Origin of the sequence: Streptomyces sp. NPDC060198, assembly GCF_042728415.1 — a bacterium.
In the GTDB taxonomy this organism is placed as follows: domain Bacteria; phylum Actinomycetota; class Actinomycetes; order Streptomycetales; family Streptomycetaceae; genus Streptomyces.
The window spans coordinates 1-20,250 of record NZ_JBHWZJ010000109.1 but is presented as its reverse complement, the minus strand read 5'-3'; the positions used below and the strand labels follow the sequence as shown (position 1 = coordinate 20,250).

Genomic DNA, 20,250 nt, shown 5'->3' with positions numbered 1-20,250 from the left:
GGTGCGGGCCGTGCCGTCAGTCGTCCAGGACCGCCAGGTCCTGCACCGCGGCCGGGACCTCGACCGTGCCCCGGTCGTCCGGCAGCGTCTGCACGGTGAACATCTGCACGCCGTCCTCCGGGAGGGCGAGCGTGCGGGCCGCGTAGACGGGGCCGCCCGACTCCGTCTCCACCGTCAGCGCGTACGAGCCCTTGAGCCCGGACGGGACGGGCGGGGTGAACGCGAGGGTCGTACCGCCCTTGACCGTGTACGACTTGACGGTCTGTTCACCGCCCTCGCTGCCCGCCGTGGCGGTGACCTTCACCTGGGCGGTGGCGCCGGGTGCGACGAGCGACAGGGTGGAGCCCTTGGACCGGTTGTCGGCCACGCTCGCCCTGGCGCCGACCGGCCGGGTGGCCGGGATGTACGCGATCTCCTGGCCGGAGCCGGTACCCCGCACCACGCGCAGCGCGGCCACGATCGGGGTGGCCCGGTCGCCCTCGGCCGGGGTGAGGCGCAGCGAGCCCGGCTCCTTGCGGGTGACGTTCTTCAGGTCGACGCTCGCGGTCATGCCCGACTTGATGTGCAGGGTGTCGTTGCCCGCCGGAGCGAAGGTCGCCGTCTTCCCCACGAGCTGCACCTTGACGTCCGCGTCGTCGTCGCCGGGCGCGAACGCGATCAGCTGGACCGAGCTGGCGTCGGCGGGGATGCCGGGCATCACCACCGTGGCGGAGGGGTCCGCCGAGGCGGTCAGCCAGTCGCTTCCGGTGTCCTCCTCGGCGCCCCGGACCACGGCGCCGACCCGGCCGCTGCGGGTGGTGACGTGGGCGGTGACGCCGTCGACGGCCTCGTCGGTCAGCGTGGAGAGCAGCATGGAGACGCCGGCGTGCCCCGGGACGGCGATCCCGTCGCCGACGTCCGCCTTGAGGTCGCCGTCCGGGCCGAACAGCTGGATGTCGGCGATCGCCGCGCTGTCGTCGGGATTGGTCAGGTGGATGTAGTCCTGCGAGGTGGCGGCGGTACTGACGCCGGGGAACCAGAACTCCGTGTCGGGCGCGGTGCAGCTGACGCCGAGCAGCCCCCGGGTGGAGCCGACGGAGACCGAGGTGGTCTGCTGCGCGCTCCAGCCCGGAGCGAGCGCGCCGGTGGCGGTGCCGACGAGCGCGGGCGCGTCGGCACCGTCGGTCTCGGCCGTGACGGGCTTCCCGGCCTCCTTGAGCGCGAGGACCGGCTTCTCGGCCTTCTTCTTCGCAGCCGCCGCTGCCTTGTCGGCCTTGTCGTCGGCGGCCTTGTCCGTCTTGTCGGTGCCGGCGTCGCCACCCCCGTCGTCCGTGACGGGGAGCGTCTGCTTCAACTCGGCGGCCGACTCCTCGCTCGTCCCCTTCCCCGCCGGGGTGAAGGAGGTGTACTCGGTCTCGGCCAGCTCCGAGTCGCTCGGCGCCGGGCAGAGCAGGCTGGACCGCTCGACGGGCAGCCGTGTGGCGGACGCGGCCTTCGCCGGGGCGGTGTCGCCGGGCGCGTTGAACGCGGCGAAACCGGTGACGGCGGCGAGGGCGACGGTGCCTGCGATGAGGGACAGGGGTGTGGACTTCACTCGGACTCGCCTCGCGATGCGTTACGGGTCTGCCACGGCGCCTGGTCCGGGGCGTTCGGGTCGACCTGTTCGTCGGTGTCGTGGACGCCGTACCGCTGACCCGCGTAAGGGTCGTACGGGGCCTGGGTCTCGTAACCCTGGTACTGCTGCTGTTCCTGTGGCTGTTGCTGTTGCTGCTGTCCGTAGCCGTACGGGTCGTAGACGTCGGCGTTCTGCTGGTACGGGTCGACCTGCTGGAACTGATCGGTCCCGTACGGGTCCGCCGGGTACTGCTCGGCGGGGTACTGCTGCTCGGCCGGGTACGGGCCGGCCTGGTACGGCGGGTACGCGGACTGCTGGTACTGCTGCCCGTCCCACTCGGCGTACTGCTGCTGGGGAACCGCGGCGTACGTGCCGTCACCCTCCTCGGCCTGCGCGGCGTACGCGCCGTCGCCGTCGGCCTGCGCCGGGACGTACACGCCCTCCTCGGCCCGCGCGGCGTACGCGCCGTCGCCCTCGGCCCGCGCCGGGACGTACACGCCCTCCTCGGCCTGCGCGGCGTACGCGCCGTCGCCCTCGGCCCGCGCCGGGACGTACGGCTCCGGCTCGGGCCGGTCCCCCTCGGGCGCGCCGGTGCCGAAGCCCGGGCCGTCCGGCGACGGGTCGCCTTCGGCCGCCGCTGCGGCGGCTTCCGCCTCGGCGGCGGCGCGGAGCCGGCGGGCCCGGCGTCCGTCGCCCTCGGCCGCGTCGGCCGCCGCGGCGGCTTCGGCGTCCTCGGGGAGGTCGTCGTCGATCTCGCGGCGGCGACCCGGCAGGGCCATGACCACGAGGACCACGGCGAGCCCGATCTGCGCCCAGATCCACGCGGTGTGCGTGATCGGGGTGTCGTAGGTGAGGTCGAGCCGGCCGCCTGACGCGGGAAGCTCGAAGCCCTGCGCCCAGCCGTCGACGGTCTTGCGGGTGAGCGGCTTCCCGTCCAGGGTGGCCGTCCACGCGGGGTCGGCCGCGTCGGCGAGGCGGAGCACCCGGCCGTCCTCGCCCGCCGGGATCTTGGTGTGGGACTCCACGGCGCCCGAGGCCACCGCCACGCCCTCGCCGTCACCGGAGGCCGGGACGATCATGACGCGGGCGACGTCCTGGTCGACCCGCCACAGGGCGCTGCCGTCGAGCTGGCTGAGGCGGCTGAGGCCGGGGGTCGCGTCGAGTACCCGGCCCATCTCGCGCGGGGCGCCGTCGCGCACCAGCACGTACCGCACGGCGAAGCCGCTGAGCTGGTGGCCCTGGTCGGCGCCGGAGCCCGCGACCAGGTTGGCGACGATCTTGTCCAAGTGACTGTCGCTGCCGGTCGCCCCGGTCAGTTCGGCGTCGCCGAGGCGGGCACCGGAGCCGCGGACCAGGGTGTACGAGACCGATCCTGCCGAGGTCCCGCCGAGCACCAGGGTGCGCGGCTGGTCCGCCGTGCCGCTCTCCTCGGCGACGAACGCGGGGACCTGCACCGGGTCGCGGCGCTCCAGTGGTCCGGCGGCGCCGCCGGCCATCCAGGCGAGGGCTGCCACCACCGGCGCGGCGGCGGCGGCCAACGCGATCAGCGCGGCCACCGGCTGCCGCCAGCCGAAGCTGAGGGCGGCGACGCGGACCCGCGCCCCGTCCGCGCCCAGCAGGGCGGCGGCGATCAGCGCGGTGCCGTAGACGAGGGTGGCGGGACCGGCCCACGTGGAGCCGTTGCTGACGCCCGCGAAGAGCAGGCCGACGAGGGCGGCGGCCCAGGAGGCGCGGATCGCCGTCTGCCGTTCGCCGCGCAGCAGCGCGGCGAGGGCCGCGAGGACGATGCCGAGGAAGAGGACGGAGCCGGTGCCCTTGGGGCCGCCGGGGCTGAGGGAGAGCAGGTCGACGGCGGACGCGGTGCCGTCGCCGAGGTCCAGGCCCACTTCCCGGAGCAGGTCGGACGGCCGGGTCAGCAGGCTCAGCGACCAGGGCGCGAGAACGATCAGCGGGGTGCCGACGGTGGCGAGGAACCGGAGTCCGTACGCGGCGAGGTCCCCGCGGCGCAGCGCGAGCACGCCCAGGCCCAGGACGACGGCGAGCGGCCACACGATCGGGGTGAACGCGGTGGTGAAGGTGAGCAGCAGAGTGAAGGCCCAGGTGGCCCGCCAACTGCCGCGGACCCGCCCGTCGCCGCGCAGCCCGTGGGCCGAGACGGCGGTACGGGCCATCAGCGGGAGCAGCACGGCGAGCACGGCGGTGCCCAGGCGTCCGGTGGCCAGCGCTCCGGTGACGGCCGGCAGGAAGGCGTACGCGATGCTCGCCCAGGCCCGCAGCAGGCGGGACTCGATGAGCGGCCGGGACGCGAAGTAGGCGGTGAGTCCGGCGAGCGGTACCGAGCAGACGAGCAGCAGGGTCAGCGCGAAGCCGGTGGAGCCGAGGAAGAGGGCCGAGACGGCGGCGAGTACGCCGAGGTAGGGCGGGGCCGCCTCGGTGGAGCCGGTGACGACGGGATGCCAGCCGTCCGCGAACCGGCCCCAGAGGTCGGAGACGGATTCCGGTGCGGGCAGCAGCGCGCCGCCGGCCAGCGCGCCGCCGCCGAGCAGGGAGCGGCAGGCGAGGAGCGAGACGAGCAGCAGGAGGGCGAAGAGGACGGGGCCGGGTTTGCGGCCGATCCGCTTGAGCCGGGCGAACTGCTCGATCTCCAGGAAGTCGGCGTCGTCGCCGCCGGGTCCGGACTCGACGGCTCCGTGGCGCGAGCCGCCCGCGGCGTCGGCGTCGGAGCGGGAGCCGAAGTTGCCGGCGACCTGCTCGACGGTGGCGCGGACGGTGGCACCGGGCGGCGGGAAGAGGGACCGGAGTTCGGCCGGGTCGGCGGTGCCCTTGCCGCGGGCGCGGCGGGCGGCCATGATCCTGCCCGGCCGCAGCAGGGTGCCGACGAGGCCGGTGACCTCGTCGATCGCCTGGCCGGGGACCTTGCCGACGAGGTAGGCGAGGGTGCGGAGCAGGGTGCCGACGACGAGGCGGAGCAGCACCCAGGGGAGCTTCTTGACCGGGCTGTTCGCAAGCATCGCGTAGACGGCCCCGGCCCGGTCGACGCGGTGCGGGCCGACCACCGAACGTCCGGCGCAGTCGATGGGGCGGCGTTCGCGGGCGGCGGCCTCGGCGTGCCGGAGCACGGCGTCGGGGGCGACGAGCACCCGGTGTCCGGCCATGTGGGCGCGCCAGCAGAGGTCGACGTCGTCGCGCATCAGGGGGAGTCGGCGGTCGAAGCCGCCGAGCTCCTCCCAGACGTCGCGCCGCACGAGCATGCCCGCGGAAGAGACGGAGAGGACGGTGCGGACCTGGTCGTGCTGTCCCTGGTCCTGTTCGCGCCGGTCGAGGGCGGTCCAGCGGCGGCCGCTGTTGGCGATGGTGACGCCGACTTCGAGCAGCTGCCGGCGGTCGTACCAGCCGCGCAGCTTGGGTCCGACGATCGCTGCCTGCGGGTCGACGTCGACGACGCGCAGCAGTTCGGCGAGGGCGTCGGGCTCGGGGGCGCAGTCGTCGTGGAGCAGCCAGAGCCACTGGACGGGTTCGCCGTAGGGGAGTTCCGGCAGGTCGTAGGCGTCGTCGCGCCAGGTCCTGGTGACGGGGTCCCAGCCGCTGGGGCGCTTGAGGTACGGCAGGTCGTCGGCGGTGAGCACGGTCGCGGTACGTACCGCCTCGTCGACGGCGGTGCCGAAGCCGGTCCGGCGCGCGAGGTGCAGGACGCGGTCACCGCCCAGCGCCTCGGTGACCAGCCGCGCGGAGTCGTCGGCGCTGCCGGTGTCGGCGGCGACGGCGTCCTGTACGGGGCGCTCCTGCCCGAGCAGGCCCGCGAGCGCGTCGGGCAGCCAGCGTGCGCCGTCGTGGGAGACGAGCACGGCGGTGACGACGTGCCGGGGGAACTCTGGGGGGGCGGACGCGTTCGGCGCCGCCGGGTGACTCTGCACGGACATCGAGGTACGGGCCCTCCGGCCGGGTTCCGGGGGCGTTCCCCCCGGTGAGGCTGCATCGGTGTACACGCGCGCCCCGGGAGGGCGTTGGCGTGTCTCGGACGGGGCCCCACACTAACGGTACGGATCGCGGGCGTTGGCGCCGAGCGGGTGATCCCCGGCCGCACTCCGCAGGGTAAGGGCTCCGAAAACGCGGCGAGGCGGCTCAGCCGTCGCCGCGCACCCGCCAGGAATCGCGGGACAGCCTTTGGGGGAGGCCGCGCGGGCGGCGACCGCGGTCGCCCGGCCCGCCCCGTACTCCCCGTACTCCCCCGGCGGTACGGGGAGTACGGGCCGCCGCGAGGGGTGCGGGGGCGGTTTCCGGTGCGGGGGCGCTCACGCCGATGGCCCGTGGTCCGGACCCTGGAGGGAAGGGTCGGGGCCACGGGCCATCGGGCTGGTCCGGGGTTTCCGCGGGGCCGCACGGACGTGATGGGCGCGGTGACCGCGTGGTTGTGACAGCCGTACGGAGGCGACGTCCGGGTGGCCCGCCGGTGCGGGGGAGGTCTCGCGGTGGAGGTCTCGCGGTGGAGGTCTCGTGAAAGTGCGGTTCCGCGCGACCGGCTCGTCGGGTCGACCGCTCGTCAGGTCCGCCCGCCGGATCGGAGGGCATGGGCCCTCGGAGCCGTACGGGTCAGATCGCGGCCTTCTTCAGGCGCCGCCGCTCCCGCTCGGAGAGCCCGCCCCAGATGCCGAACCGCTCGTCGTTCGACAGGGCGTACTCCAGGCATTCGGAACGGACTTCGCAGGCGAGGCAGACCTTCTTGGCCTCCCGGGTCGATCCGCCCTTCTCCGGGAAGAAGGACTCGGGATCGGTCTGGGCGCACAGTGCGCGCTCCTGCCAGCCGAGTTCCTCGTCCGCGTCCTCGACCAGCAGTTGCTGGAACAGCTCGGTCATGTGCGCCCCTCGTCTGTCTCTTACGTCCCCGTGACGTGACCGTCACTCTCCGTGCGGCCGAACAACACGAGTGAAATTACAAGTGTGTAGCTCTGGGCCGGTCAAGCGAGCTTCTGCTATTGGCCCCGGTATTCACTCTGCGGAACCAAACATACGCGGAAAGTTATCAAACCACCAAAAACCTGACATATGCCTAGAGCCCAACCACCCCACCCCCCGATCGGTGAGACGAACGGGGCTTGCGGACCGGTTCGATTCGATCATCGAAGCGACCAAGATCACAGACGAGTCACAGACCGTCAGCAAGGTTTGAGCGCTCGGATGATGCGCCACCTGTCCTGCCCTGTCGGTGCACAAACCTTTCTTCAGCCCCGGCGACCGGAAGGGGTGAAACATTGCCGCCAAATGGGACGCCGAGTTGACAGCGCCGGTAACGAGCCGGTCTCCTTGTCACCATGCCAGCGACCGTCGCGATGTACGCCACCCACGTCCGTGGGTTCCGCACCGCTGTCCAGGCCCGCTGTTGCTGTTCCAGCTGTCGCTGCTGTTGATGCCCTCGCGGCTCCGGCCCCGATCAGCGCCCCTGCTCTGAATCCGGGTCCCCGCTTCCCCTCCGCGCCCCTCACGGGCACGGCCGGCAGGCCGGACGCCACGGGCCTCCAGCACCCCCGCCCCCGGGGCACCCCGCGCAGGAAACCGCCGCACCGGCGCGTCCGCGCGGGCACCCCCACCGAGCCGCACCCCCACGCGCACCACCGATGCCGAGGACCACCGCATCCATGAACAACGACAGCGACCTGCAGATCGCCGGCGACCTCCTCGAGGTCCAGCACCTGCTCCTGCCGCCGAAGCAACACCCCACCACCGTGGCCGAGTTCGCCGGTCTGGCCCGCTCCATCGCCGCCGACCGCACCCAGTGGGCCCCGCTCGTCCAGTACGACACCACCACCCGCTGGTACCACCGGCTGCGCACCGGCCCCGGTTACGAGGTCTGGCTGCTCAGCTGGGTCCCCGGACAGGGCAGCGGGCGCCACGACCACGGCCAGTCGTCCGGCGTGGTCACCGTGCTGGAAGGCGAGTTGACCGAGCACACCGAGCGCGGGACCCGGCGCATCGGCGCCGACGGCCAGCACGTCTTCGCCCCCGGATACGTCCACGAGGTGGTCAACGACTCCCTCACGCCCGCCGTCAGCCTGCACGTGTACTTCCCCGGCCTCACCGAGATGCCGATGCACACCGCACGGTGCGCCCCGGCCGCCCTCGACGCCGTACCGGCCTGAGCCCCGGACCCGAGGAACCCCCCGAACCACCCCGAGCCCCCTCCCCCGGCCCGACAGTCCCACCCGCCGCCCACCACCACCCCACAACCGATCAGGCTCCGCCCGACAGTCCCACCCGCCGCCCACCACCACCCCACAACCGATCAGGCTCCGCCTGACAGTCCCACCCGCCGCCCACCACCACCCCACAACCGATCAGGCTCCGCCTGACAGACTGGTGGCATGCGCATTGTGGTTCTGGCCGGCGGTATCGGTGGTGCTCGTTTCCTGCGTGGCCTCAAACAGGCCGCACCCGACGCGGAGATCACCGTCATCGGCAACACCGGCGACGACATCCATCTGTTCGGGCTGAAGGTCTGCCCCGACCTCGACACCGTGATGTACACCCTCGGCGGGGGCATCAACGAGGAACAGGGCTGGGGGCGCACCGACGAGAGCTTCCACCTCAAGGAGGAGCTCGCGGCCTACGGTGTGGGGCCGGACTGGTTCGGGCTGGGCGACCGCGACTTCGCGACCCATGTGGTCCGTACCCAGATGCTGGGCGCGGGCTTCCCGCTCAGCGCGGTCACCGAGGCCCTCTGCGACCGCTGGCAGCCGGGGGTCCGGCTGCTGCCGATGTCCGACGACCGGGTCGAGACGCACGTGGCCGTGGAGATCGACGGCGAGACCAAGGCCATCCACTTCCAGGAGTACTGGGTGCGGCTGCGGGCGTCCGTCCCGGCGCGGGCGATCGTGCCGGTCGGCGCGGAGCAGTCCAAGCCCGCCCCGGGCGTCCTGGAGGCCATCGCGGCGGCCGACGTCATCGTCTTCCCGCCGTCGAACCCGGTGGTGTCCATCGGCACCATCCTGGCGGTCCCCGGCATCCGGGAGGCCATCGCCGAGGCAGGGGTGCCGGTCGTCGGCCTCTCCCCCATCGTGGGCGACGCCCCCGTGCGCGGGATGGCCGACAAGGTGCTGGCCGCGGTGGGTGTGGAGTCGACGGCGGCCGCGGTGGCCGAGCACTACGGCTCCGGGCTGCTGGACGGGTGGCTGGTGGACACCGTGGACGCCGGTGCGGTGGACACGGTGGAGTCGGCGGGCATCCGCTGCCGCGTGGTCCCGCTGATGATGACGGACGTCGACGCGACGGCCGAGATGGCCCGTCAGGCGCTGGCGCTGGCCGAGGAGGTACGGGCGTGAGCGCGGCGGATGCCCCCGTGCCCGCGTACCGGGTGTGGGCGCTGCCCGGGCTGCCCGAGGTGCGGGCGGGGGACGACCTCGCCAAGCTGATCGCCGCCGCCGAGCCGGGGCTGGCCGACGGCGACGTGCTGCTCGTCACCTCGAAGATCGTCTCCAAGGCCGAGGGCCGGATCATGGAGGCGACCGACCGCGAGGCGGCGATCGACGCGGAGACCGTGCGCGTGGTGGCGCGGCGCGGCACCCTGCGCATCGTCGAGAACCGGCAGGGTCTGGTGATGGCCGCCGCCGGGGTGGACGCCTCGAACACCCCCGCCGGGACGGTGCTGCTGCTGCCCGAGGACCCGGACCGTTCGGCCCGGGAGATCCGGGACGGGCTGCGGGACACGCTGGGCGTGGAGGTCGGCGTCGTCGTCACGGACACCTTCGGACGGCCGTGGCGGGCGGGCCTGACGGACGTGGCGATCGGCGCGGCCGGGGTGCGGGTCCTGGACGACCTGCGGGGCGGTACGGACGCGTACGGCAATCCGCTGAACGCGACGGTGGTCGCCACCGCCGACGAGCTGGCCGCCGCGGGCGACCTGGTGAAGGGCAAGGCGGCCGGGCTGCCGGTCGCGGTGGTGCGCGGGCTCGGGCACGTGGTCGCCCCCGACGGTTACCCGGAGGAGCCCGCGGGTGCGCGGGCGCTGGTACGGGTCGCCGCCGACGACATGTTCCGGCTCGGTACGTCCGAGGCGGTCCGGGAGGCGGTGACGCTGCGGCGCACCGTGCGGGAGTTCACCGGTGATCCGGTGGACCCGGGAGCGGTCCGGCGGGCGGTGGCCGCTGCGGTGACCGCCCCGGCGCCGCACCACACGACGCCCTGGCGCTTCGTGCTGCTGGAGTCCGAGGAGTCGCGGATCCGGCTGCTCGACGCGATGCGGGACGCCTGGATCGACGATCTGCGGCGCGACGGGAAGAGCGAGGAGTCGATCCGGAAGCGGGTGCGCCGGGGCGATGTGCTGCGCTCGGCGCCGTACCTGGCGGTCCCTTGCCTGGTGATGGACGGTTCGCACCACTACGGCGACGCGCGGCGGGACACCGCGGAGCGCGAGATGTTCGTGGTCGCGGCCGGGGCCGGGGTGCAGAACTTCCTGGTGGCGCTGGCGGGCGAGCAGCTCGGTTCGGCGTGGGTGTCCTCCACGATGTTCTGCCGGTCCGTGGTGCGCGAGGTGCTGGATCTGCCCGAATCCTGGGACCCGCTGGGCGCGGTGGCCATCGGCCGCCCGGCGACGGCGCCGCGCGAGCGGGCCGTCCGGGACGCGGAGGACTTCCTCACGGTGCGCTGAGCGTCCGCCGGGTCCCGGCTTTCAGAGCCGCGCGATGTCGCCCGGGGTCATCCGGGGGCCGCGGCGCGGCCGGCTCACGCCCGAGAGCAGGATCAGCCGGGTCGCGCGGTGGCGCTGGCCCGCGTAGGGGGCGAGCAGCTCCAGCATCCGGACGTCGTCGGCGTGCCGGTCGTCGGCGAGGGCGTGCCCGACGATGCCCGGCAGGTGGTAGTCGCCGGTGGTGACCGCGTCCGGGGCACCGTTGGACCGCTGGAGGGTCTCGGCGGAGGTCCACGGGCCGATGCCGGGGATCAGTTCCAGCCGGGCCTTCGCCTCGGGCAGCTCCATGCCGGCCGCCTCCTCCAGTCGGCGGGCCACGCGTACCGCGCGCATGACGGTGTCCGACCGCTTGGCGTCGACGCCGGCCCGGTGCCACTCCCAGGACGGCACCAGCGCCCAGGCGCGCGGGTCGGGCATGACGTACAGCCCGAGCTCGGCGGTGGGCCCGGGGGCCGGGGTGCCGTGCCGGCGCACCAGGAGCCGCCAGGCGCGGTAGGCCTCGGTGGTGGTGACCTTCTGTTCGAGGACCGAAGGGATCAGGGACTCCAGCACCAGTCCGGTGCGCAGCAGGCGCAGCCCGGGGCGACGGTGCCGGGCGAGGGCGAGCAGCCGGTGGCGCGGCTCGAAGGCGTCCGGGTCGTCGCCCGCGCCGAGCAGTTCGGGCAGCTGGTCGAGGAGCCAGTCGGCGCCGGGCCCCCATGCGGTCGCCGTGACCCGGCCGCCGGGCAGCGCGCGGACGCGCAGGGTGCCGGGGCCCGCCGGGGTGCGGGTGGCCCGCCAGAAGCTGCCGTCGTCGGTCGTACGGAAGGTGGGGTCGCCGACCCCGCGCCGCAGCGGTCCGAGGACCAGGCGGAGGTCGAGCGGGCCCGGCGGGGTCCACTCCCGCGTCAGCGGGGCCTCGACCGGGGCGGGCCCGCCCGTGGCCGCTCCCCCGCGCGCGGTGGCCGGTGACTGCCGGGGCAGGCCGGTGCGCGCGGTGCGGGGGGCGAAGCGTCCTGCCACGGGTCGGCGTCCTCGGGTGGTTCGGCGGGTGCGGGGGCCCTTCCGAGGGTACGGCTCCGGGGTGCCCGGGGCCCCGGACCGCCGGGTCCCGAGACGTACCTCACCGGTCCGCGTGCCTCACCGGTCCGCTTGCCTCACCGGTCCGCGTGCCTCACTCGTCCGAGGAGAAGCGGACCGACCCGTCCGGGAGGACGGCGTCGCACCAGACGCGGACGCCGTCGCGCAGCTCGTTGTCGGCGCCGACCCGGGCGCCGTCGCCGACGACCGCGCCGGACAGCACCGTACGGCTGCCGATCCGCGCGCCGGCTCCGACGAGGGAGTCGGTGACGATGGCGCCGGGTTCGACCACCGCGTCGGCGAGCACCGCCGAGCCGGTGATCCGGGCACCCTCGCCGATGACCGCGCGCTCGCCGACGACCGTGCCGCCGCTGAGCTTGGCGTCCGGGGCCACCCGCGCGTCCGCCAGCACCAGGCGTTCGCCGCAGCGGCCCGGGACGGCCGGGGAGGGCGCGCGGCCGAGGACGAGGTCGGCGGAGCCGCGTACGAACGCTTGCGGGGTGCCGAGGTCGAGCCAGTACGTGGAGTCGACCATGCCCTGGAGGTGGGCGCCCGAGGCGAGCAGTCCCGGGAAGGTCTCGCGTTCCACGGAGACCGGCCGGTCGGCGGGGATCGAGTCGATGACCGAGCGGCGGAAGATGTACGCCCCCGCGTTGATCTGGTCGGTGACGATCTCCTCGGGCGTCTGCGGCTTCTCCAGGAAGGCGGTGACCCGGCCCGAGGCATCGGTGGGGACGAGGCCGAACGCACGCGGGTCCTGGACCCGGGTGAGATGCAGCGAGACGTCCGCGCCGGAGTCGGTGTGGGTGGCCACCAGGGCCCGGATGTCCAGGCCGGTGAGGATGTCGCCGTTGAAGATGAGCACCGGCTCGTCGGGACCCGAGGTGAGCTTGTGGGCCACGTTGCGTATCGCGCCGCCGGTGCCCAGTGGTTCGCGCTCGGTGACGTATTCGATGTGCAGGCCGAGGTCCGAGCCGTCACCGAAGTGCGGCTCGAACACCTCGGCCAGGTAGGAGGTCGCCAGCACGATGTGCTCGACCCCGGCCGCCCGCGCGCGGGCCAGCTGGTGGGTGAGGAAGGGGACACCCGCCGCCGGCACCATCGGCTTCGGGGTGCGGACCGTGAGGGGACGGAGCCGGGTGCCCTTCCCACCGACCAGGAGGATCGCTTCTCTTGCCTCTGTCACGGCGTCTGTTCTCTGCTTCCTGCCGGGGGCCGGGCCTCGTTCGGCTGGCCAGTGTATGCAGACCCGTCGGCCCGGCCCCGGTCAGCGCCCCTGGAGGCGGGCCGAGGTGGTCCGGGTCGTGCCGAGCTTCTTGTAGAGACGTGCGCCGGGGCATTCGGTTGCGAATCCGTCGCGGTGCCCGGAAATGGCGTTCATTTTGACCGAACTGCCCTTCTTGTACCTGTTGCCGCCACCGGAGACGAGGGTGACGGTTCCCTTCGGGTTGATCCCGAAGAGCCCGAGCTTCCACGCGGTGAGCTTGGCGACGGCGTTCACCGCCGCGGTGGGCGGATTGGTGCTGGCGTAGCTGCCGAGCACCGCGATGCCCATGGTCTTGCTGTTGAAGCCGAGCGTGTGCGCGCCGAGGACCGCCCTGGTGACACCGCCGGCCCGGCCCTCGTAGATGTTCCCGCACTTGTCGACGGCGAAGTTGTAGCCGATGTCCCGCCAGCCGTTGCTCTTGACGTGGTAGCGGTAGATGCCGCGCAGGATGGAGGCCGACTGGGAGCAGGTGTAGTTGTTCCCGGTGGCGCTGTGGTGGACGAAGGCCGCCTTCACCGTCGTGGTGTACGCGAACTGACTTTCGCGCAGCTTCTCGTCCGCGCCCCACCCCTTGCGGGTGATGATGCCCGGGCGGGGGCCGATGTACGGCTTCGCGGCGGCGACCGCCGACCCGGCCCGGGGCGCGTCCGCCCCCTGCTCCGCCTCGGGTCCGGCCGGGAGCCCCAGCCCTCGGGCCTGCGCGTCGGCGATCGTCTGGGCGCGGCTGAGCGCGGGCAGCACGGCGACGTCGGCGGTGTCCGTGTCGGGCGGCACGGCCGCCTCCGCACCCGTCCCGCCCGTCGCCGTCGCACCGGCCGCCGTCTGCGCGCCCACAACCGTGCTCGCGGTGGCGGGCGCCGGGTCCGCGCCGGGGTCGACGAGTTCGAGGCGCAGCCCCTTCGGGAGGACCGCGGGTTCGGCGGCGCGGCCGAACAGGTCGGTGACCGTGGGCCGGACCCGCACCTCGACCGCGTCGGACGCGCCGACCCAGAGCGGGGCGGTCGCGCCGCGCACGGAGGCCGCGTCGCCCTCGGGGGTGCCGGGTTCCGCCGCATGCTCGTCGTTGTGCGTCTCGACGGCCTGCCAGCCGGACCACCGGGCGGTGGCGGTGGCGCGGGTCCGGACCTCGACCGTGCCGGGCAGCTCGGTCGCCGCGTCGTCCCAGACGACGCCGAGGAGGGAGAAGGGCTCGACCTCCCTGGGAGTGAGGCCCTGCGCCGCGGTGGCGGCCGTCTCCCCCGCGGCCCGGTTCTCCGTGAGCGGAAGGAGCGGGAGGGACTGCGTCGAGCCGGGCGGGTCGGCGGCCGGGGCCGCCGATGCCGGCGCCACCGGGAGCGCGGGGGTGGACGCGGCGAGCGAGAGGGTGAGTGCGGCCGCACAGGTGACGCCGATCGTTGCGGCGTGGAGAGTACGCATGTCATTGATCCTCAAATAGGCTGATACGCCCGGCCACTCGACAGGCGCCCCGGTGCCCTGACGGCCCGTCTGCCGAACGGTGGCCCGGCGTACCCGTTCACGGACCGCCGGGGGCCGGTGCCGCGTACCCTTGCGCGGATGAACGCCAGCGACCGCACCCCTGCCGACCTGCTGCGATCCGCGCTCCTCACGGACCCGGCCCGCCCCCTGGTCACTTTCTACGACGACGCCACCGGCGAGCGCGTCGAACTTTCGGTCGCCACCTTCGCCAATTGGGTGGCCAAGACCGCCAATCTCCTCCAGGGCGACCTGGCCGCCGAGCCCGGTGACCGGCTCGCCCTGCTGCTCCCCGCGCACTGGCAGGCGGCCGTCTGGCTCCTCGCCTGTTCCTCGGTCGGCGTGGTCGCCGAGGTGGGCGGCGACCCGGCGGCGGCCGACCTCGTGGTGAGCGGCCCGGACACGCTGGAGCGCGCCCGCGCCTGCCGGGGCGAGCGCGTCGCCCTGGCGCTGCGTCCGCTGGGCGGCCGTTTCCCGGTCGCGCCCGAGGGCTTCGCCGACTACGCGGTCGAGGTGCCGGGCCAGGGCGACCGGTTCGCCCCCTTCCAGCCGGTGGACCCGGATGCCCTCGCGCTCGTCGTGGACGGGGCGGAGCTGACGGGTGCGCAGCTCGTCGCCCGCGCCCGTGAGGACGCCGCCGGACTGGGGCTCGCGCCCGGTTCGCGGCTGCTGTCGGGGCGCTCGTACGACAGCTGGGAGGGGCTCTCCGCCGGGCTCTGGGCGCCGCTGGCGTCGGGCGGTTCGGTGGTGCTCTGCCGCCACCTCGGGCAGCTGGACGAGGACGGGCTGGCGAAGCGGGTGGAGAGCGAGCGGGTCACCCACCGCGCGGCCTGAACGGCCGATCCCGTCCCGCCTGCGGGGCCCGTCCCACCGCGCGGCCTGAACGGCCGATCCCGTCCCGCCTGCGGGGCCCGTCCCACCGCGCGGCCTGACCGGCGGACCGGTCCGAGCCGCCAGGCGGGGCGCGCGGTATGAAAAGCGCTGCGAGGGTCACTCGTCCGGCCCTTCGCGGGCCCGGTCCCCGGGGCTGGGCGGCGGCTCGGGTACATCATCGGCGGTACCGACCACCCGAGGATGGACGCAGCCGTGACCGACAGCGCTGGCACGCCGGCCGACCCCGACCCCGATCCCGGCCGCCACGACGAGGGCGGGCGGGACGAGAACGGGGGGCCGGACGACGCCCGCGCGCCGGGCACCTGGGCGGAACGTCCCAGGGCCGGGCGGCCGGACGGGCGCAAACGTCACTGGGTGCGGTGGACGGCCGCGGGCGCGGCGCTCGTGGTCCTGGTCGCGGCGGGTGCGGGCTGGTGGCTGTACCGGAAGCTGAACGGCAACATCCGGACCGACACCGCCGCGGAGGCCGAGCTGCGGGCGTACGAGCGCGAACGGCCCACCGCCCTCGTGACGGACGCCCAGAACATCCTGCTCATCGGCTCCGACAGCCGGGCCGGCGACAACCGGAAGTACGGCCGGGACGACGGCGGGCGGCAGCGCTCGGACACGGTGATCCTGCTGCACCTGGCGGCGGACCGGAAGAGCGCCACCGCGGTGTCGGTGCCCCGGGACCTGATGGTGGAGATCCCCAGCTGCCACGGCTCCGGCGGCAGGGCGACCGGTGCGACGACCGCCCAGTTCAACTGGGCCTTCGAGATCGGCGGCACGGCCTGCACGGTCCGGACGGTGGAGCGGATGACCAGGATCCGCGTCGACCACCACGTGGTGGTCGACTTCAGCGGGTTCAAGGACATGGTCGACGCGGTGGACGGCGTGCGGATCTGCGTCCGGGAGCCCATCGACGACCCCGCGGCGCACCTGAGGCTCTCCACCGGGCAGCACACGCTCGACGGCGAGCAGGCGCTCGGGTACGTACGCGCGCGCAAGTCGCTCGGCGACGGCAGCGACACCGAGCGAATGAACAGGCAGCAGCAATTCCTCGCCGCCTTGGTGAACAAGGTGCGGAGCAATGGCGTCCTGCTCAATCCGGCCCGGCTCTACCCCGTGCTCGACGCCGCCACGAAGTCGCTGACGACGGACGACGGCCTGGACTCGCTGCGGGACCTCTACGGACTGGTCCGCGGAATGCGGAACGTGCCCACGGCCAAGGTGCAGTTCCTGACCGTCCCGCGCCGGCCCTACCCCCAGAACCCGAATCGGGATGAATTGGTACAACCGGATGCCGACAAGCTCTTCGGACAACTACGCGAAGACGCCCCGGTGACGGTCGTACCGGCCAAGAATTCGGGCAGCGGAGCCACCCCCCGGAAAAGGGCCGGCACGACCGCCGATGCGGCCAGGGCGACCCCGAACCCCACTTACTCGGGCACGAATGCTGCGGATGACCTGTGTAAGGAGTAAAGCAATTCTCAAGCGAGACGGAACAATCGACGCGGAATGAGTGGAATGCCCGGTTGTAGGGAGCGTGGAATGTGTCACGCCCGTCACTGGAGCCCGGAACGGGCGGATAGTGTGACGCGATCCAGTGCGTCCAGCCTTCCGGCCACGCACTTCTGGAACGCAGATTTGAAGCGCCTTTTCGGGGGAGGCGCCTCGCGTGGCACCGACGGAGGACCCAGGCGACCGTGGATGCGCAAAGCCGTGGACGGGCGGACGATATCGACCCCGCGGACCAGTGGGTACTGAACCCGCAGACTGGCAATTACGAACTGCGACTGAACAACTCCGAAGAGCTTTCCCCGCCGGTGGGTGACAGCCCGCGAGTTCCGCGCGGGAGAAGCGAATCGACTGCCGGAGAACCCCGCCAGGGCGGACGCCGCCGGGCCCCCACCTCGGAACCGGGCGAAGAGGACACCCCGCCCCGGGACGACAGGGTGCCGGGCCAGCGCAGCCGCCGGGCCGGCGGAAACCGGCGGCCCGCCGAGCCGGAGACCCCGGCGGGCCGCCGCAAACGCAAGGCGAAGAAGAGCGGCAAGCGCACGTTCCTGCTGTGGACGAGCGGTGTGACGGCGTTCCTGGTCGTCGCGGGGGCGGGCGGCGCGTACGCCCTCTACCGGCACTTCAACGGCAACATAGGCACGGTCGACGTGGGCAGCGCCGGCAACAAGAACGTCACCAGTCCGGGCCCGATGAACATCCTGATCATCGGCACCGACAAGCGGACCGGCGAGGGCAACGAGGGCTACGGCGACGCCGGCAGCGTCGGCCACGCCGACACCAACATCCTCTTCCACGTCTCGGCGGACCGGACCAACGCGACCGCGCTCAGCATCCCGCGCGACCTGGTCATGGACATCCCCGACTGCGAGACGAAGCAGGCCGACGGGACCACCGAGGTCATCCCCGGGACCGAGAAGGAACGCTTCAACACCAGCCTGGGCCAGGAGGGCCGCGACCCCGGCTGCACCATGCGCACCGTCAAGGAGCTCACCGGCCTGTCGGTCGACCACTTCATGATGGTGGACTTCAACGCGGTCAAGGAACTCTCCACGGCGGTCGGCGGTGTGACCGTCTGCATGGCCAAGCCGATCGACGACTCCAAGTCCCACCTCAAGCTGCCCAAGGGCGAGTCGAAGGTGGAGGGCGAGACGGCCCTGGCCCTGCTGCGGACCCGGCACAGCTTCGGCAACGAGAGCGACCTGGACCGGATCAAGGTCCAGCAGCAGTTCCTCGGTTCGATGATCCGGCAGATGAAGTCGGACGACACCCTGACGAGCCCCACGAAGCTCTTCAAGCTCGCCAACGCGGCCACCAAGGCGCTGACGGTCGACTCGGGCATCGGTTCGGTCGCGAAGCTGACCACCCTCGCCAAGGAGCTCGCCAAGGTCGACGCCAAGAACATCACCTTCACCACGGTTCCGGTCATAGACAACCCGGACGAGCCGACCCCGGTCACCGTGGTCGCCCATCCGACCAAGGCCGAGCAGCTCTTCGAGACGATGCGCCAGGACGTCTCCCTCACGGAGGTGGCGGCGCAGAAGAAGGCCGCCGCCGCGAAGGCGAAGAGCGCGCAGGAAGCCCTGCTGGAGGGGACGCGGGCGAAGGCCGCCGACGTACGGGTGGACGTGTACAACGGCGGGGACATCGACGGCGCGGCCGGAGCCACCGTCAGCTGGCTCCAGCTCGAAAAGGGCGTGCTGAAGTCCACCAACAAGGCCAACGCGCCCGCCAAGGCCGACAAGACGACGCTCGCGTACGCGCCCAACCAGGCGGACCAGGCCCGAGCGCTCGCCGACATGATGGGGCTGCCCGCGTCGGCCCTGAAGAAGGGCACCGAGGACGCCGAGGGGCTGGAAGCGATGACGCTGACGCTCGGCGCCGACTTCAAGGGGGCCGGGGTGGCCGTCGACGCGCCCGCCACGGCACCCACCGACATTCAGAGGGCCAGCGCCGACAAGGCGGTGTGCAGCGAGTGAAACCCGTTCGTCACGCCACCGCGAGAGTCTGAGCAGCAGGGGGGGTCCCGTTGGGACGGAACAGCACGCCCGGGGAGGGGACGCGACCGCGCGTTCCCCAGGCCGATCAACTCGGCTGGGACGACAGTCTCTACGCCGACGGGGAAGCGGAGAACGGTACGGGAGAGGGCGGGAAGCCGGACGGCGGAGCCGCCGAGGAGGGGACGCCGGGGGACGCCGGCAGCGGCGACGGGGGTTCCGTACCCGGCCCCCGGCAGCCCCCCAAGGGCGACGGCGGCGGCCCCGGAGGTGCGCCGGGGAAAGGCAAGCGGCGCGTCCTGCGCTGGGCCTCCTCGGTGCTCGCGCTGCTCATACTCGGCACCGGCGCGGCCGGCTATCTCTACTACCAGCACCTGAACAACAACATCAAGAAGGAGGAACTGACCCTCGGCGACAAGAAGATGACCGAGCACAAGGCCAACGCGGCCGGTCAGACTCCGCTCAACATCCTGCTCATCGGTTCCGACGCCCGTGACACCGCGGAGAACCAGAAGCTGGGCGGCGCGAAGGAGACCTTCAACGGCACGCCGCTCGCGGACGTGCAGATGCTGCTCCACCTCTCGGCGGACCGGACCAACCTGTCGGTGGTCAGCATGCCGCGCGACACCATGCTGAAGATGCCCAAGTGCACGGACCCGAAGACCGGCAAGGTCTACGAGGCGTCCACCTCCCTGGTCATGACCAACACGAGCCTGGGGCGCGGCGGTCCGGGCTGCACGGTCGCCGCGTGGTACGAGCTGACCGGCATCACCATCGACCACTTCATGATGATCGACTTCTCCGGCGTGGTGTCGATGGCCGACGCCGTCGGCGGCGTACCCGTCTGCGTCGACGCCAACATCTACTCGCACAACGCGAAAGGCTCCGGTTCCGGCCTCCGTCTGAAGGAGGGCACCACCTCGGTCATGGGCAAGCAGGCCCTCCAGTGGCTGCGCACCCGGTACGGCTTCGGGGGCAACACCGACCTGGACCGGGCACAGGCGCAGCACCAGTACCTGAACTCGATGGTCCGCGAGCTCCGCACGGGCACCAAGCTGACCGATCCGGGGAAGCTGATGAGCCTGGCCGAGGCCGCGAGCAACGCGCTCACGCTCGACACGGGCCTCGACATGAAGAAGCTGTACGACCTGGCCGGGGAGCTGAAGAAGGTCCCGACCAAGCGGATCACGATGACCACCATGCCGAACGTCTACGCCACGGGGGCGCTCGAAGGCCGGGTCCTCCCGAAGCCCGGCGACGCCGAGCAGCTGTTCCGGATGGTGCGCGACGACGTCCCGCTCGACGGCAAGGCGTCCAAGCCCACGGCGACGGCCTCGCCCACGCCCACGGACCCGTCCGCGCCGGTCGACGAGATCGCCGTGTCGGTGCGGAACGCGACGGCCACCGACTCCCAGGGTCCGGCTTCCGGCCGGGCCGGTGACGTACGGGACCAGCTCAAGGAGGCGGGCTTCGCCCGGGCCACCCTCGACTCCTCGGACATCACCGGGTCGGCGCGGACCGGCGTCCTGTACCCGAGCGCGGATCTGGAGGGCGACGCCCAGGCGGTCGCCAAGGCGCTGGGCATCCCGGTGTCCCTGGTGAAGAAGTCGACCGACGTGTCGGGGATCTCCCTGGCGATCGGTGCCGACTGGCGCGACGAGGGCAGCTACCCCGCCGGGGAGGACGACAAGACCCCCGAGTCGGCGCAGGCCCTCAACGGCGAGGACGAGGAAGCCTGCATGAAGGTGAACCCGAACTACACCTGGTAGCCGCGCGGCGGTACGTACGAGGG

The 20,250-nt window shown here is 73.0% G+C and carries 13 protein-coding genes; 7 read left to right on the top strand and 6 right to left on the bottom strand.

All coding sequences use genetic code 11. The features are described 5' to 3' along the window. Positions 1-16: 16 nt before the first annotated feature. The 3 genes from ACFWEP_RS16115 to ACFWEP_RS16105 form a co-directional block, all read right to left on the bottom strand. Complete coding sequence (locus ACFWEP_RS16115; protein WP_387370648.1) at positions 17-1,573, bottom strand: DUF5719 family protein; 1,557 nt, start codon at positions 1,571-1,573, stop codon at positions 17-19. Continuing rightward, positions 1,570-5,514 (bottom strand): glycosyltransferase, encoded by a 3,945-nt coding sequence (locus ACFWEP_RS16110; protein WP_387370646.1) that lies wholly within the window; start codon positions 5,512-5,514, stop codon positions 1,570-1,572. The genes ACFWEP_RS16115 and ACFWEP_RS16110 overlap by 4 nt, the downstream gene beginning before the upstream one ends. Before the next feature lie 670 nt (positions 5,515-6,184). After that, entirely contained in the window at positions 6,185-6,448 is a 264-nt protein-coding gene (locus ACFWEP_RS16105) for a WhiB family transcriptional regulator (protein ID WP_003968728.1), read from the bottom strand. A gap of 779 nt (positions 6,449-7,227) precedes the next feature. Here ACFWEP_RS16105 and ACFWEP_RS16100 point away from each other — a divergent pair. From ACFWEP_RS16100 to ACFWEP_RS16090, 3 genes are all read left to right on the top strand, one after another. Then, positions 7,228-7,728 carry a cysteine dioxygenase gene (locus ACFWEP_RS16100; RefSeq protein ID WP_387370644.1) on the top strand — a complete coding sequence of 167 codons (501 nt, stop codon included), beginning with the start codon at positions 7,228-7,230 and terminating at the stop codon, positions 7,726-7,728. A 222-nt stretch (positions 7,729-7,950) separates the two neighbouring features. Beyond that, entirely contained in the window at positions 7,951-8,907 is a 957-nt protein-coding gene (gene cofD, locus ACFWEP_RS16095; protein ID WP_387370642.1) for a 2-phospho-L-lactate transferase, read from the top strand. Further along, complete coding sequence (locus tag ACFWEP_RS16090; RefSeq protein WP_387370640.1) at positions 8,904-10,232, top strand: coenzyme F420-0:L-glutamate ligase; 1,329 nt, start codon at positions 8,904-8,906, stop codon at positions 10,230-10,232. Before cofD ends, ACFWEP_RS16090 begins: the two co-directional genes overlap by 4 nt. A 21-nt stretch (positions 10,233-10,253) precedes the next feature. On the opposite strand, the gene ACFWEP_RS16085 is transcribed toward ACFWEP_RS16090, so the two are convergent. From ACFWEP_RS16085 to ACFWEP_RS16075, 3 genes are all read right to left on the bottom strand, one after another. Further along, positions 10,254-11,273, bottom strand: a complete 1,020-nt coding sequence (locus tag ACFWEP_RS16085; RefSeq protein WP_387370638.1) for a DNA-3-methyladenine glycosylase family protein — start codon at positions 11,271-11,273, stop codon at positions 10,254-10,256. A 151-nt stretch (positions 11,274-11,424) separates the two neighbouring features. Beyond that, positions 11,425-12,516, bottom strand: coding sequence for a sugar phosphate nucleotidyltransferase (locus ACFWEP_RS16080; protein ID WP_387370636.1), 1,092 nt, complete (start codon positions 12,514-12,516; stop codon positions 11,425-11,427). Positions 12,517-12,597: 81 nt separating this feature from the next. Next, positions 12,598-14,013, bottom strand: coding sequence for an N-acetylmuramoyl-L-alanine amidase (locus tag ACFWEP_RS16075; RefSeq protein WP_387370634.1), 1,416 nt, complete (start codon positions 14,011-14,013; stop codon positions 12,598-12,600). Between the two features lie 138 nt (positions 14,014-14,151). On the opposite strand from ACFWEP_RS16075, the gene ACFWEP_RS16070 reads away from it, so the two are divergent. The 4 genes from ACFWEP_RS16070 (at position 14,152) to ACFWEP_RS16055 (ending at position 20,227) form a co-directional block, all read left to right on the top strand. After that, positions 14,152-14,904 carry a TIGR03089 family protein gene (locus ACFWEP_RS16070; RefSeq protein WP_387370632.1) on the top strand — a complete coding sequence of 251 codons (753 nt, stop codon included), beginning with the start codon at positions 14,152-14,154 and terminating at the stop codon, positions 14,902-14,904. A 252-nt stretch (positions 14,905-15,156) separates the two neighbouring features. Beyond that, positions 15,157-16,425 carry an LCP family protein gene (locus ACFWEP_RS16065; RefSeq protein ID WP_387370630.1) on the top strand — a complete coding sequence of 423 codons (1,269 nt, stop codon included), beginning with the start codon at positions 15,157-15,159 and terminating at the stop codon, positions 16,423-16,425. Positions 16,426-16,649: 224 nt separating this feature from the next. Further along, entirely contained in the window at positions 16,650-18,440 is a 1,791-nt protein-coding gene (locus ACFWEP_RS16060; protein WP_387370628.1) for an LCP family protein, read from the top strand. A gap of 50 nt (positions 18,441-18,490) precedes the next feature. Further along, positions 18,491-20,227 (top strand): LCP family protein, encoded by a 1,737-nt coding sequence (locus tag ACFWEP_RS16055; protein ID WP_387370626.1) that lies wholly within the window; start codon positions 18,491-18,493, stop codon positions 20,225-20,227. Positions 20,228-20,250: the final 23 nt, after the last annotated feature.

Coding starts and splice junctions, on each gene's coding strand:
- ACFWEP_RS16110 (WP_387370646.1), bottom strand. CDS start 5,514: ATGTCCGTGCAGAGTCACCCGGCGGCGCCGAACGCGTCCGCCCCCCCA.
- ACFWEP_RS16105 (WP_003968728.1), bottom strand. CDS start 6,448: ATGACCGAGCTGTTCCAGCAACTGCTGGTCGAGGACGCGGACGAGGAA.
- ACFWEP_RS16100 (WP_387370644.1), top strand. CDS start 7,228: ATGAACAACGACAGCGACCTGCAGATCGCCGGCGACCTCCTCGAGGTC.
- cofD (WP_387370642.1), top strand. CDS start 7,951: ATGCGCATTGTGGTTCTGGCCGGCGGTATCGGTGGTGCTCGTTTCCTG.
- ACFWEP_RS16075 (WP_387370634.1), bottom strand. CDS start 14,013: ATGCGTACTCTCCACGCCGCAACGATCGGCGTCACCTGTGCGGCCGCA.
- ACFWEP_RS16070 (WP_387370632.1), top strand. CDS start 14,152: ATGAACGCCAGCGACCGCACCCCTGCCGACCTGCTGCGATCCGCGCTC.